General features: G+C 55.1%; 12 protein-coding genes. All 12 read left to right on the top strand.

Features of this window, described 5'->3' with window-relative positions:
- Positions 1 to 15: 15 nt before the first annotated feature.
- Positions 16 to 690 carry a GMP/IMP nucleotidase gene (yrfG, locus tag QC823_RS11385; protein ID WP_309656467.1) on the top strand — a complete coding sequence of 225 codons (675 nt, stop codon included), beginning with the start codon at positions 16 to 18 and terminating at the stop codon, positions 688 to 690.
- Positions 687 to 1082, top strand: a complete 396-nt coding sequence (gene hslR / locus QC823_RS11390; RefSeq protein WP_309656468.1) for a ribosome-associated heat shock protein Hsp15 — start codon at positions 687 to 689, stop codon at positions 1080 to 1082. The genes yrfG and hslR overlap by 4 nt, the downstream gene beginning before the upstream one ends.
- 4 nt (positions 1083 to 1086) lie before the next feature.
- Positions 1087 to 1962, top strand: a complete 876-nt coding sequence (gene hslO, locus QC823_RS11395; protein WP_309656469.1) for an Hsp33 family molecular chaperone HslO — start codon at positions 1087 to 1089, stop codon at positions 1960 to 1962.
- Between the two features lie 314 nt (positions 1963 to 2276).
- Positions 2277 to 3833: a phosphoenolpyruvate carboxykinase gene (locus QC823_RS11400; RefSeq protein WP_309656470.1), complete on the top strand. Its 1557-nt coding sequence runs from the start codon at positions 2277 to 2279 to the stop codon at positions 3831 to 3833.
- Positions 3834 to 3984: 151 nt separating this feature from the next.
- Entirely contained in the window at positions 3985 to 4437 is a 453-nt protein-coding gene (gene parS, locus QC823_RS11405) for a type II RES/Xre toxin-antitoxin system antitoxin (protein WP_309656471.1), read from the top strand.
- Positions 4434 to 4898, top strand: a complete 465-nt coding sequence (locus QC823_RS11410; RefSeq protein WP_309656472.1) for an RES family NAD+ phosphorylase — start codon at positions 4434 to 4436, stop codon at positions 4896 to 4898. The genes parS and QC823_RS11410 overlap by 4 nt, the downstream gene beginning before the upstream one ends.
- A gap of 222 nt (positions 4899 to 5120) precedes the next feature.
- On the top strand, positions 5121 to 5618 hold the full coding sequence (gene msrB, locus QC823_RS11415) for a peptide-methionine (R)-S-oxide reductase MsrB (protein WP_309656473.1): 498 nt from the start codon (positions 5121 to 5123) through the stop codon (positions 5616 to 5618).
- A gap of 67 nt (positions 5619 to 5685) precedes the next feature.
- Positions 5686 to 8031 (top strand): Tex family protein, encoded by a 2346-nt coding sequence (locus QC823_RS11420; RefSeq protein WP_309656474.1) that lies wholly within the window; start codon positions 5686 to 5688, stop codon positions 8029 to 8031.
- Between the two features lie 149 nt (positions 8032 to 8180).
- Entirely contained in the window at positions 8181 to 9821 is a 1641-nt protein-coding gene (gshA, locus tag QC823_RS11425; RefSeq protein WP_309656475.1) for a glutamate--cysteine ligase, read from the top strand.
- Positions 9821 to 10324, top strand: a complete 504-nt coding sequence (locus tag QC823_RS11430) for a disulfide bond formation protein B (RefSeq protein ID WP_309656476.1) — start codon at positions 9821 to 9823, stop codon at positions 10322 to 10324. Before gshA ends, QC823_RS11430 begins: the two co-directional genes overlap by 1 nt.
- A 199-nt stretch (positions 10325 to 10523) precedes the next feature.
- A complete protein-coding gene (locus tag QC823_RS11435) occupies positions 10524 to 11702 on the top strand; it encodes an acyl-CoA dehydrogenase (RefSeq protein ID WP_309656477.1) in 1179 nt (392 codons plus the stop codon).
- A 66-nt stretch (positions 11703 to 11768) separates the two neighbouring features.
- Positions 11769 to 12992 carry a CaiB/BaiF CoA transferase family protein gene (locus QC823_RS11440; protein ID WP_309656478.1) on the top strand — a complete coding sequence of 408 codons (1224 nt, stop codon included), beginning with the start codon at positions 11769 to 11771 and terminating at the stop codon, positions 12990 to 12992.
- The last annotated feature ends 26 nt before the right edge of the window (positions 12993 to 13018 follow it).

Below are 13018 nucleotides of genomic sequence, written 5' to 3' on the forward strand. Positions count from 1 at the left end.
TGTCTGGAGTGGCGCATGATCAACTGGCAGGCCATAGATACCGTGCTGTTGGATATGGATGGCACGCTACTGGATTTACATTTCGATAGCCATTTCTGGTTAGAACACTTGCCGCGCCGCTATGTCGAGTTGCATCAGCTTGATGAGGCGTCACAAGCAGCACTCCAAGCCCGGATTATCAGTGAGCAGGGGACACTCAATTGGTACAGCCTGGCGTATTGGAGTCGTGAGTTGGGCGTGGATATCGTCGCTCTCAAGCGTGAAGTGCAGCACCTCATTGGTCTGCGTGGCGATGCGCTTGATTTTCTTACGTGGCTACAAACAGAACATCCACGCGTGGTACTCGCCACCAATGCTGACCGGGCAAGCTTAGCGCTCAAACTGCCTTTAACCGGGCTGGAAGCGTATCTGGATGCTATCGTCTCTTCAGAAGATGTGGGAGCGGCAAAAGAAGAGCAAGCTTTCTGGTTCGCGCTACAAGAGATTGAGCCATTTGACCCGGCGCGCACGCTGTTTATTGACGATAACCCTCGCGTGTTGGAAAGTGCCCGCGAATTTGGCATTAAGCATCTACTTGGCATAAAACAGCCCAATAGCCAGCGGCCGGAGAAAGTGCTTCAGGAGTTTGTCGCTTTGGACCGTTTTGCCCAGCTGTTACCTCGCGATATGCCGCATGAGGAGCCTAAATGAGCGAAAATGTACGGTTAGATAAATGGCTTTGGGCCGCACGCTTTTTCAAAACCCGCGCGCTGGCGAAAAAGGCGATCGAAGGCGGCAAAGTTCAATACGATGGCGCACGGGCCAAAACCAGTAAGAACGTGGAATTGGGTGCGATCATCCGTGTCCCGCAGGGGTGGGATGTCTATGATGTCGAAGTCACCGGTGTCTCCGGCCAGCGCCGCGGCGCACCGGAAGCTCGCATGCTTTACGCAGAAACAGAAGAAAGCCGTGAGCGTCGCGAGCGTGAAGCCGAAGCGCGCCGTTTAAACAATCAGGTAATGCAACACCCGCTGAAACGCCCGGATAAAAAGCAGCGTCGCGAGATCCAGCGCTTCCAGCGTCAGCAGGGTGAAAATGAGTAATACGATGACCGACCAGATCCAACGTTTTTTGTTTGACCAAACCAATGTGCGTGGCGAGATTGTCACGCTCGAACGAGCTTACCAAGAAGTGCTGGAACGCCACGCCTACCCACCGGCGGTGAACGCACTACTCGGTGAGCTTTTAGCCGCTGTCGCGCTGCTGACGGATACCGTTAAGCTTGATGGTACCTTGAGTATTGAGGTGCGCGGCCAAGGCGCGCTTTCGCTTTTGATGGCCGAATCTAATCCTGGGGGAGAATTGCGCGCGATTGCTCGCCTGACGGAAGAAACGGCGCTGCCGAATGAAGCCGCTACCTTTGGTGAGCTGGTAGGTGACGGGCAGATTGTGATTACGCTCGACCCGAAAGGAGGGCATCGGTATCAAGGGATTGTGGCGTTGGATCACGATACGCTGGCAGGATGTTTAGAAGCGTATTTTGGACAATCAGAACAGCTACCCACACGGCTGTGGCTTGCCGCAGACGGCCAGCGTGCTGGCGGGTTGCTACTGCAGCGCTTGCCCCATGAAGCGCAAAATCAAGATGTGGATGCGTGGGCGCGTAGCGTACAGCTAGCGGACACCATCAAACGCGAAGAGCTTTTAGGCTTGGAACAGCGTGAAGTGCTCTATCGGCTCTATCACGAAGAGACGGTACGCGTTTTTGAGCCCAAGGCGCTGTATTTCGGTTGTACTTGCTCACGCGAGCGTATGGCCAAGGGACTACTGACCTTAGGCGCTGATGAGCTTCGTGATATCGTGGCCGAACAAGGGGGGATAGATACCCAATGCCACTTTTGCCATTCACGATACCACTACACAGCGGCCGAAATAGACTCTCTTTTGGTTAACCCGGACGCCTCAGCCCCGACAATTCATTGATGGTGTAGTCGAGTCGGGAAAGTCAGTGTTACGGGCTAAGAAAAAATAACAAACAGCAGAATCAATAAGATTGGTGCCACGAGTAAACGCTCGTTTTACTGAAATTTTGCGGTGCAACACAAAATGTAGTGGTTGTGTTGTAGCTTAACTACAAAATATTTGCCTTATGCCCCCATTTCCCGGGGACGTTCTTTTTGTCATAATGCGCCCGTTTTCAGCGTGCCTGCCCGCGTAACTATGCGGTTGGGATGACTTTTCAGGCGTCGGTGACGCCGGGTAAATGAGATAATTGGCCACAAGGCCCAGGAATCGACATGACCACGACTCAAGCTGCCCCTCAAGCCCACGTGAACCTGACCAGTGCCGAACTGATCGAGCGCGCCGTGGCCCGTGGTGAAGGCCGTCTGTCGGCTAACGGCGCTCTGGTGGTAAACACCGGCGAACGTACCGGCCGCTCACCGAAAGACCGCTTCATCGTCGATGAAGCCTCGACTCGCGATAGCATTGATTGGGGAATCGTTAACCGCCCGTTTGACGCCGATAAGTTTGGGGCTTTGTGGGCACGCGTCAGCGATTACCTGGAAAGTGGAGAGCATTTTGTCTCCGAGCTGCATGTGGGCAGTGACCCGGTTCATTACCTGCCGGTACGAGTGGCCGCCGAAACCGCGTGGCACAATTTATTCGGCCGCACGATGTTTGTCCGCCCGGAGGTGTACAACCCGAACACCAAAGAGGCATGGCAGATTCTCAATGCGCCGCACTTTGAGTGTGTGCCTAGCCGTGATGGCACCAATTCTGACGGCTGTGTGATTATCAATTTCGCCGAAAAGAAAGTGCTCATTGCGGGCATGCGCTACGCTGGTGAAATGAAAAAAGCCATGTTCTCGGTGCAGAATTTCTTGTTGCCGGAATCCGGCGTACTGCCTATGCATTGCTCTGCCAATGTGGGTGAAGATGGTGAAACATGCCTTTTCTTCGGCCTTTCCGGTACCGGTAAAACCACGCTTTCCGCTGACCCAGCGCGCTACCTGATTGGTGATGATGAGCACGGCTGGGGTGATGGCACTGTCTTTAACATGGAGGGCGGGTGCTATGCGAAATGCATCGATCTCTCTGAGAAAAACGAGCCAGTAATCTGGAACGCCATCCACTTTGGTACCGTGCTGGAAAACGTCGTACTCGATGACCGCCGCGAGCCGGATTACGCTGATGATAGCCTGACGCAGAACTCGCGCGCTGCTTACCCACTTGAGCACATTGACAAGCGCGTGCCGGAAAACCGTGCCGGTGAGCCCAACGCGATTGTCTTTTTAACCTGCGACATGTCGGGTGTTTTACCGCCGGTTTCTGTGCTGTCTAAAGAAGCGGCGGCGTATCACTTCCTCTCTGGCTACACCGCCAAAGTCGGCTCCACCGAAATGGGCTCTTCTGAAGGGTTGGAAGCAACGTTTTCAACGTGCTTTGGTGCGCCGTTCTTTCCGCGCCCGGCGCGAGAGTACGCCGACCTGCTCATCAAGCGTGTTGAGCAGAAAGATGCTCAGGTTTATTTGGTCAACACCGGCTGGACCGGTGGTTCTTACGGTGAAGGCGGCTCGCGCTTCTCTATTCCAACGACGCGCGCGATTATTAGCGCGATTCAGTCTGGCGTGCTGCGCGATGTGGAAACGCAGCAAATTGACGGCTTGAATCTACAGGTACCGACCGCCGTGCCCGGCGTCGACTCCAGCTTGCTGAACCCGCGTCAAACGTGGAAAGACCAAGAAGCTTACGATCGCCACCTACGCGAGCTGACCACCAAGTTCGTGGATAACTTCAAGAAGTTCGAAGGCGTAGATAATGCCATCATTAAAGCAGGCCCAAGCTTAACGTAATCAACATGGCTTGGTAGCGGCATACTGACAAGCGGGGCAGTGCAAAAGCACTGCCCCGCTTGTGGTTTAGGCAATGGTAAGCTTGGCAGAAAGGTGAAGCTTGGCTATCATTTGATATATTAATATAAAATCATCTGATAGAGAGCTGGCTATGCACACCCAGATAAACGAGTTTCATGTGCCCAAAAGTGCTCAGGGGGAAGACTTTTGGCTCTCGATTGGACTTCCGTCGCGGGGTGCAAGCCTTCACGAAACGCTGCATCAAGGCATACCTTTCCATGTCTATACCAAGCTGGTGGCCATTTCTGGCCTGGAGAGTAAGAAGCTAGCGAAATATCTGGTCATCCCGCCTGCGACGTTACAACGCCGAGCAAAGGCAGGGCGCTTCAAAGTGGACGAAGGGGATCGTCTATATCGTTTTGCCGAGGTTTATAAGTGCGCCATTGATCTGTTTGAAGGAGATAAAGAGCAGGCACGCAAGTGGCTTCTTAACCCCGTTCGAGGGCTTGGCGGGAAGCATCCAGCGGATATGATTTCAACATCAGCCGGGGCAGAGGCCGTGCTCGACCTTATCGGGCGGTTGGAGCACGGGGTGTTTGCATGAGCCAAGTGTATGGTTATCGATTGGTTAAGCGGAAATGGCGTCATAGTGCCTTTGACGGCGAAGGTGCACGCTTATACGGGGGACGCTGGAACAGTAAGGGAAACGCCTGCGTGTACTTAGCCAGTTCTGAATCACTGGCGATGCTAGAGGTTATGGTACATATAGAAGATTATGCGCTGTTGGAAAAGTACACACTGATTGAGGTTTCGCTTAATGGCGAAGACCTCATGCAACTTCCAAAAGATGAATGGCCCGCCGACTGGCGAGTTGAGCCCGCGCCCTCTTCGACAGCTGTAATCGGCGATAGCTGGCTCAAAAGTCAATCGAGCCTGGCGTTGGTCATACCGAGTGTCGTGGTGCCCCGGGAAACAAATTACCTTTTAAACCCTCGGCACCCTAATTTTGCAGACCTTGTAACTGGAGCAACAGAAGTCGACTTTGCTCCCGACCAACGGCTTTGATACCCCTTTCCTGTCTCATCAAGCCTGCCTTAATTTGACGAATAATCGCTGCGCCAATAAAGGCCTTGTGCAATATCGCGACGTTGCTGATCGTTGGTACGCCCTGAGCGTCGAACTTCTGGTCCACTGAGTAGTCACATTTCAGCCATACTTTTACACGATGTGTGTATTGTGAGGTTGTTGTATACATTTTTACTTTGTGGCCGTAGGAGCGATAAGTAGATGAAACGACGCCATTTTTTAGGTTTGTCGGGTTTAACCGGCTTAACGGCGCTGCTACCCGGCGTTTCCATGGGCTTTCCACGGGTGAAACTCGAAGCCGCTGACGGACTTGAGCGTGTGACGTTAAGCGAGGATGAATGGCGCGAGAAACTCTCGTCAAAAGCTTTTTACGTTCTGCGGCAACACGGCACGGAAGCCGCGTTTTCCAGCCCGCTGAATGCCGAGCAGCGCAAGGGCGAGTATCGCTGCGCCGGGTGTGATTTGGTGTTGTTTACTAGCGACACGAAGTTTGAGTCTGGTACCGGCTGGCCGAGTTTTTATACGCATGTCGAAGGGCATTTACTTAGCCAGCTCGATTTCAGCATGATTTGGCCGCGGGTTGAGTATCACTGCGCGCGCTGCGGTGGGCATCAAGGGCATGTTTTTGGTGATGGGCCAGAACCCACCGGGCTGCGCTGGTGCAACAACGGTGCCGCACTGCATTTCGTGCCTGCCTGAGGCAGTTAAAGCCGCTTTGTGATACCTTGTCGCTTCTACTAAAGGCTGCATGAGTTAGTTGCGATATATGGATGTCAATCAGCGTATTCTCACGCGCTTAGCCGATGAGCTAAGCGTTCGTCCGCAACAGGTATCGGCCACAGTCGCCTTGCTAGATGAAGGCGCCACGGTGCCTTTCATTGCCCGTTACCGCAAAGAAGTCACCGGTGCGCTGGATGACATACAACTGCGCCAGCTCGACGAGCGCTTGCGCTACCTGCGTGAGCTAGAAGAGCGCCGCGCGGCGGTACTTTCCGCCATTGAGGAGCAGGGCAAGTTAAGCCCAGAGCTGGCGGGAAAGATCGACGCGGCGGATACCAAGCAGCGCCTGGAAGATTTATACCTTCCGTATAAGAAAAAGCGCCGCACCAAAGCACAGATTGCCCGCGAAGCGGGATTAGAGCCGCTAGCGGATGCGCTGCTGGCAGACCCCACGCGAACTCCCGAAACCGAAGCGGCCAAGTATCTGCGCCCTGCGGAAGGTGAAACGCCTGCGATTGAGGATGCCAAAGCCGCGCTCGACGGGGCCAAGCAGATACTGATGGAGCGCTTTGCCGAAGACCCGGAATTGGTAGGGCAACTGCGTCAACGTCTGTGGCAAGAAGGCGAGCTTTCGGCACGCATGCTAGAGGGCAAAGCGCAGGACGGCGCCAAGTTCTCCGACTACTTTGAACACGATGAAAAGCTGGCGAGGGTGCCGTCTCACCGTGCGCTGGCAATGTTCCGCGGGCGTAACGAGGGTGCGCTGAGTCTCGCGATTCGCTTGCCCGGTGAAGACGAGGTCGAGGTGCACCCTGCTCAGGTGGCGATAGCCAAGCACGTGGGGGTGCGTAACGAAGGGCGCCCTGCCGATAAATGGCTGTCTGAGGTCGTGCGCTGGACCTGGCGGGTCAAGCTCTATACCGCGCTTGAAACCGAGCTTCTGGGCCAGCTACGCGAACAAGCCGAGCTCACCGCCATTGAGGTATTTGCGGCGAACTTGAAAGATTTGCTGCTGGCCGCGCCCGCCGGGCAGAAAGTCACGCTGGCGATTGACCCTGGCCTGCGCACCGGCTGTAAAGTCGCGGTGGTAGATGCCACCGGCCAGTTTGTCGATCAAGCGACGATCTACCCTCATGCGCCGCAAAAGCGTTGGGATGAATCGCTTGCTGAACTGGCACGTTTGGTGAAAAAGCATAACGTCTCGCTGATTGCGGTAGGCAACGGTACGGCCAGCCGTGAAACCGACAAACTGGCCGCCGAGCTCGTCAAAGCCATGGCGCCTGATTTCCGGCTGAGCAAGGTCATGGTTTCCGAAGCCGGGGCATCGGTTTACTCAGCGTCTGAATACGCCTCTCGCGAGCTGCCTGATCTTGATGTCACGGTGCGGGGCGCGGTGTCGATTGCCCGTCGGCTGCAGGACCCGTTGGCTGAGCTGGTCAAAATCGAGCCGAAGTCCATCGGGGTGGGGCAGTACCAGCACGATGTCTCCCAAGTGCAGCTCTCAAGGTCGCTAGAAACGGTCATCGAAGACTGTGTTAACGCCGTGGGGGTGGATTTGAACACCGCCTCTAGCGCGCTTCTCTCGCGTGTGGCGGGGCTCTCATCGACGCTTGCCGACAATATCGTCACCCAGCGCAATGCCAAAGGCGCTTTTGCCAGCCGCAAGGAACTTTTAGATGTCAGCCGGCTAGGGCCGAAAACCTTCGAGCAGTGCGCCGGTTTCTTGCGCATTCCTCAGGCGAAAAACCCGCTGGATGCCAGCGCCGTTCACCCGGAAGCTTACCCACTCGCGGAACGCATCGCCAAGCAAAGTGGGCGCGAGCTACGAAGCCTGATCGGTGATAGCGCCGCGCTGAAAGCGCTCACACCGGCCGATTTTGCCGATGAGCGGTTTGGTGTGCCCACGGTGACCGATATCATTGCCGAGCTGGACAAACCCGGCCGCGACCCGCGCCCTGAGTTTAAGGCCGCCGAGTTCCGCGAGGGCGTCGAGACCCTGAACGACCTGAAGGTCGGCATGGTGCTGGAGGGAACCGTGACTAACGTGACCCATTTTGGCGCGTTTGTGGATATCGGCGTGCATCAAGATGGCTTGGTGCATATTTCCGCGCTCTCTGATCGTTTTGTCGAAGACCCGCGTAGCGTGGTGAAAGCCGGCGACATTGTCACGGTGAAGGTAATGAGCGTTGATATCCCGCGCAAACGAGTGGGCATGTCCATGCGACTGGATGATCAACCAGAGACGGATAGCGCCGCTAGCCCGCAAAACGCGGTTAAATCCGGTGACGTAAAGCCTAATCGTGGGAAACGAAAATCCACTAAACCGGCACAGGAAAGCGCGCCGGTGGGAGCGCTTGGTGCGGCACTGCTCAAAGCGCGCCACGATAAGTAGTCGCCAAATAATAGCCTGGGTTAATTAGCCTGTTATCTTGATTGTTGCCTAAGTGGCGCCATATCCTGCGCTTGATGTGTTTGCCGTGGCGACATTCGCTGAGTTCACCTCGCCCGCTGCGGCGGGCTTTTAAACAAGGAGTGTTCACCTTGTCTGAGCCTCTCACTGTACCGTCTTTTTTAGCCGCCAACGTGGCGCGTTTGCTGCCCGCCGCCCGCGAAGGTCGCTTGGGCCACCTACGCCGGGGGATCGAAAAAGAGGGGCTTCGTGTCGACGCCCAGGGCCGCATTGCCCAGACACCACACCCGTATGCGTTTGGCTCTAAGTTAACCCACCCACATATCACGACGGATTATTCCGAGGCGCTTTTGGAGTACATCACGCCGGTGTACTCCGAGCCGCGCGAAGCGCTGGCCTTTTTGGGGGACCTGCAGGCGTTTAGCTACCGGTATCTTGACGACGAGTGGATCTGGCCGGCGAGTATGCCTGCCCGTTTAAACGGCAACGATAGTGTCGTGATAGCTGACTACGGCAATTCCAATTCCGGCATCATGAAGCATGTTTATCGCAAAGGGTTAGACGTGCGTTATGGACGCATCATGCAAGCAATTGCCGGCGTTCACTATAATGTCTCGCTGCCGGATTCGATGTGGAAAGTGCTACAGGCGTTTGAAGGGCAAGAAAGCACCTCGCTGAACGACTACCGTTCGGCACGTTACTTTGGTTTGATTCGCAATTTTCGCCGCCATAGCTGGCTTTTGCTGTATCTCTTCGGCGCTTCGCCGGCGATTGACAAAAGCTTTCTGCCCAGCGGTAACGTGCCGGAAAAGCTTAAAACGTTAGACGATGAAACCTATTATGCGCCTTACGCCACGACATTGCGCATGTCGGATCTGGGCTATCAAAACAAGGTGCAAGAGCAGTTGAAAATCTGTTTCAACTCGCTGTCCAATTACGTTAATACGTTGCGCCATGCTATTTCTTCGCCGTGGCCTGATTACGAAAAATTAGGGGTGAACGTTGACGGTGAATGGCGTCAGCTCAATGCCAATATTTTGCAAATTGAAAATGAGTACTACAGCGATATTCGCCCAAAACGTGTCGCTAAGTACAACGAAACACCAAGCCAGGCGCTAGAAGCACGTGGTGTGGAATACATCGAAGTGCGCTGTTTGGATTTAAACCCTTTTGATCCGCTCGGTGTGACCGAAACCCAAATTCGTTTTATTGATGCGTTTCTCATGTGGTGCTTGCTTAGCGAAAGTCCGTGGATTTCTGATGAGGAGTGCGACCGTCTGGATGATAATCGTCGCTTTGTCGTCGAGCGCGGCCGCGACCCGGCGCTGGTTCTGACGCGCGATGGTAAAGCCACTAGCGTGCGCGAGTGGGGTGAGCAGATTTTTACCGAGATGACCGAAGTGGCAACGTTGCTCGATGCGATGGAGGACGGCTCTCCCCATGCTGAGGCCATTGCGGCCTTGGCACCTAGTCTGCAAGATTCGTCGTTGACACTCTCAGCGCAGCTTTTGAAACGCCTTGAACAAGAGAACGTGTCGCTTAATGAGTTAATGCTTTCCTTGGCCAAAGAACAGGGCGAACAGTTGCGCCATCAGCCGATGATGCGCGCCCGTGAATCACTGCTAGATCAGCTAGTGGAGACGTCGCACCAACAGCAACACGATATCGAAGAAGCCGACCAAGAGAGTTTTGACGCGTTTCTGGCCGACTACTTTGCCAGCGCACGGGAAAACCGTGCGCTCACGCCGCTTCACCGCGAGGAGTCTTCTTAATGTTGGCAACGTCCCGCTCCGTGTCACTGGCAGGGGTCGCGTTCGGCGTTTTGATGATGGCCGTTGCGCTCGCGCTTGAACATATCGGAGGCCTTGCGCCTTGCCCGCTGTGTATTTTTCAGCGAGTGGGGGTGATTGCCACTGTCATTGTGCTGGCGGTGGCAGCATTGCATAACCCTGCTGGCCGCATTGGGCGTGTTTTTTACGGTGTGCTTGGCTTAATAACCGTTGCCAGCGGGGCTTTTGTCGCCGGGCGTCATGTGTGGTTGCAGTCATTGCCTGCCGATAAAGTGCCGAGCTGCGGACCCAATCTTGATTATATGATGGACATGCTGCCGCTACAGGACGTGGTGGCGAAGGTACTCACCGGTTCCGGCGAGTGCGCCGACATTGATTTCACTCTGCTGGGGCTTTCCCTTCCCGCCTGGACGCTGATCGGCTTTTTGCTCTTGGCCTTAGCGCCACTGCGGCTGCTTTGGCTCGCGGTGACCGCTCGTCGTTAAACTGCTTTTGCGTTTATTTCGCTTCGTTCGGCGCCCGCACATTACGTGCGGGTGTCGAATGTGTTCACGCCGGATAAAAAATATTTTGACGATTTGCCAAAATGTAGATATTTTCTAGTAGAGTACTTTAACGATTACCTATTGCCGCTACAGCTAATGCCACTACAGCTGTTGCCACTACATCTTGGGAGCTATGACGATGAGCCGTTTTAATTGGGACGATCCGTTACTACTGGAACAGCAGTTGACCGACGAAGAGCGTCAGATTCGCGACGCCGCCTACGACTACTGCCAAGAAAACCTGCAACCGCGTGTGTTGTCGGCGTTTCGTGAAGAGCGTTTTGACCGCGACATCATGAGCGAGATGGGCGAACTTGGCCTTCTGGGCGCGACGGTCTCGCCGGAATACGGCGGTGCTGGCGTTAACCATGTCGCTTACGGGCTGATCGCTCGCGAAGTCGAGCGTGTCGATTCCGGTTATCGCTCGGCCATGAGCGTACAGTCGTCGCTGGTGATGTTCCCGATTGAAGCGTATGGCTCAGAAGAGCAAAAGCAGAAATACCTGCCTAAGCTTGCCAGCGGTGAGATGGTCGGCTGCTTTGGCCTAACCGAACCCGATCACGGCTCCGACCCTGGCTCGATGGTCACGCGCGCCGAAAAAGTCGACGGCGGCTACCGTCTTACCGGTGCCAAAATTTGGATCACCAACAGCCCGATTGCCGATGTCGCCGTGGTATGGGCCAAATCAGCCGCTCACAATAACCAAATCAAAGGTTTTATCGTTGAGCGCGGCACTGAAGGCTTCAGCGCCCCGAAAATCGAGGGCAAGGTCTCTCTGCGTGCGTCGATCACCGGTGAGATCGTGCTGGATAACGCCTTTGTGCCAGAAGAGAACTTGCTGCCGAATGTGAGCGGCCTAAAAGGCCCGTTTGGCTGCTTGAACAAGGCGCGCTACGGCATTGCGTGGGGCGTCATGGGGAGCGCCGAATTCTGTTGGCACGCCGGGCGCCAGTACACGCTGGATCGTAAGCAGTTTGGTCGTCCGCTCGCCGCTAACCAGTTGATTCAGAAAAAACTCGCCGATATGCAGACCGAGATCACCTTGGGCCTGCAAAGCGCGCTTCAAGTGGGCCGGTTAATGGATAGTGGCAACTGGGCGCCGGAGATGATTTCGCTGATTAAGCGCAACAACTGCGGCAAGGCGTTGGATATTGCTCGCGTAGCACGGGACATGCACGGCGGTAACGGCGTATCAGACGAGTACGGCGTGATTCGCCACATGGTGAATTTGGAGTCGGTCAACACCTATGAAGGCACGCACGATATCCATGCGTTAATTCTGGGTCGGGCACAAACCGGAATCCAAGCCTTTTTCTAAGTGCTATTTCTAAGTGCTATCGGAAAAGTCAGCGAGCCTAATTCGTTCTCACGGCAGGAGTAAACCATGGCAGGTCCCTTACAAAGGTTGCGTGTACTTGACCTTAGCCGCGTGTTGGCGGGTCCCTGGAGTACCCAGATTCTGGCGGATATGGGGGCCGAGGTGATTAAGATTGAGCGCCCCGGCAGCGGTGATGATACGCGCCTATGGGGGCCGCCCTGGTTTCAGGCGGAAGACGGCAGTGAGACACGCGAATCGGCTTATTACCTCGCCGCCAACCGTGGTAAGCACTCGCTAACCGTCGATATTAGCCAGCCCGAAGGCCAAGACTTGATTCGTGAGATCGCCAGCCAAAGCGACATCTTGGTCGAAAACTTTAAAAGCGGCGGCCTCGCAAAGAAAGGGTTAGACTACGCAACGCTCTCGGCACTCAACCCGGGGTTGATCTACTGCTCGATCACGGGCTTTGGGCACACGGGGCCGATGGCCGAAATGGCGGGCTACGACTATCTTATTCAAGCCCAAGGTGGGCTGATGAGCATTACCGGGGCAGCGGATGGCGAGCCAGGTGCTGGGCCGAAACGTGTCGGTGTGGCAGTGGCGGACTTGACCACCGGTATGAACGCCACGATTGCCATTTTAGGGGCGCTGTACCACCGAACCCAGACTGGGGAAGGGCAGCATATCGACATGGCATTACTGGATGTTCAGGTGAGTTGGCTCGCCAATCAGGCGCAGAACTATTTTTGCAGTGGAAACCCGCCGGCGCGTACTGGCGATTACCACCCTAACTTGGTGCCCTATCAGCCGTTTCCCACCGCCGATGGTGAGCAAATTATTATTGCTGTCGGTAATAATGGGCAGTTTCAGCGTTTCTGCGAGGCGATTGGTCATGGTGAGCTTGCGCATGACATACGGTTTGCGACCAACGCTGAACGGGTAAAACACCGGGTTGAGCTTATCGAGTTGTTAGTGAGTGTGACGAAAACGCGCACGCTCAAACAGTGGACGGAGTTGCTCAACGAGATTGGCGTTCCCTGCGGTCCGATCCAGGATATCGCTCAAGTGTTTGATGACCCGCAAGTTCAGGCGCGTGGCATGGAGGTAACACTCGATTCCACCCATGGGCCAGTGAAGGGTGTGGCTAACCCGATCAAATATTCGAAAACCACGCTGGAATATCACAAGGCGCCGCCCATGCTAGGGGAAGATACGGCTGCGGTGCTTGAGCGCGTGCTGAAAAAACCGGCGAGCGAAATTGAAGCGCTCAAGAAAAAGGGTGTGGTTTAGCGCGTAGAATGGGTTGGTTACAGCAC

The sequence above is a fragment of the Vreelandella vilamensis genome (assembly GCF_031451755.1).
Lineage (GTDB): Bacteria > Pseudomonadota > Gammaproteobacteria > Pseudomonadales > Halomonadaceae > Vreelandella > Vreelandella vilamensis.

Excerpts from the sequence above, each read along its gene's own strand:
- QC823_RS11430 (WP_309656476.1), top strand. The coding sequence starts at position 9,821 with ATGTTGGCAACGTCCCGCTCCGTGTCACTGGCAGGGGTCGCGTTCGGC.
- hslR (WP_309656468.1), top strand. The coding sequence starts at position 687 with ATGAGCGAAAATGTACGGTTAGATAAATGGCTTTGGGCCGCACGCTTT.
- QC823_RS11440 (WP_309656478.1), top strand. The coding sequence starts at position 11,769 with ATGGCAGGTCCCTTACAAAGGTTGCGTGTACTTGACCTTAGCCGCGTG.
- QC823_RS11435 (WP_309656477.1), top strand. The coding sequence starts at position 10,524 with ATGAGCCGTTTTAATTGGGACGATCCGTTACTACTGGAACAGCAGTTG.
- hslO (WP_309656469.1), top strand. The coding sequence starts at position 1,087 with ATGACCGACCAGATCCAACGTTTTTTGTTTGACCAAACCAATGTGCGT.
- msrB (WP_309656473.1), top strand. The coding sequence starts at position 5,121 with ATGAAACGACGCCATTTTTTAGGTTTGTCGGGTTTAACCGGCTTAACG.
- yrfG (WP_309656467.1), top strand. The coding sequence starts at position 16 with ATGATCAACTGGCAGGCCATAGATACCGTGCTGTTGGATATGGATGGC.
- QC823_RS11410 (WP_309656472.1), top strand. The coding sequence starts at position 4,434 with ATGAGCCAAGTGTATGGTTATCGATTGGTTAAGCGGAAATGGCGTCAT.
- QC823_RS11400 (WP_309656470.1), top strand. The coding sequence starts at position 2,277 with ATGACCACGACTCAAGCTGCCCCTCAAGCCCACGTGAACCTGACCAGT.
- parS (WP_309656471.1), top strand. The coding sequence starts at position 3,985 with ATGCACACCCAGATAAACGAGTTTCATGTGCCCAAAAGTGCTCAGGGG.
- QC823_RS11420 (WP_309656474.1), top strand. The coding sequence starts at position 5,686 with ATGGATGTCAATCAGCGTATTCTCACGCGCTTAGCCGATGAGCTAAGC.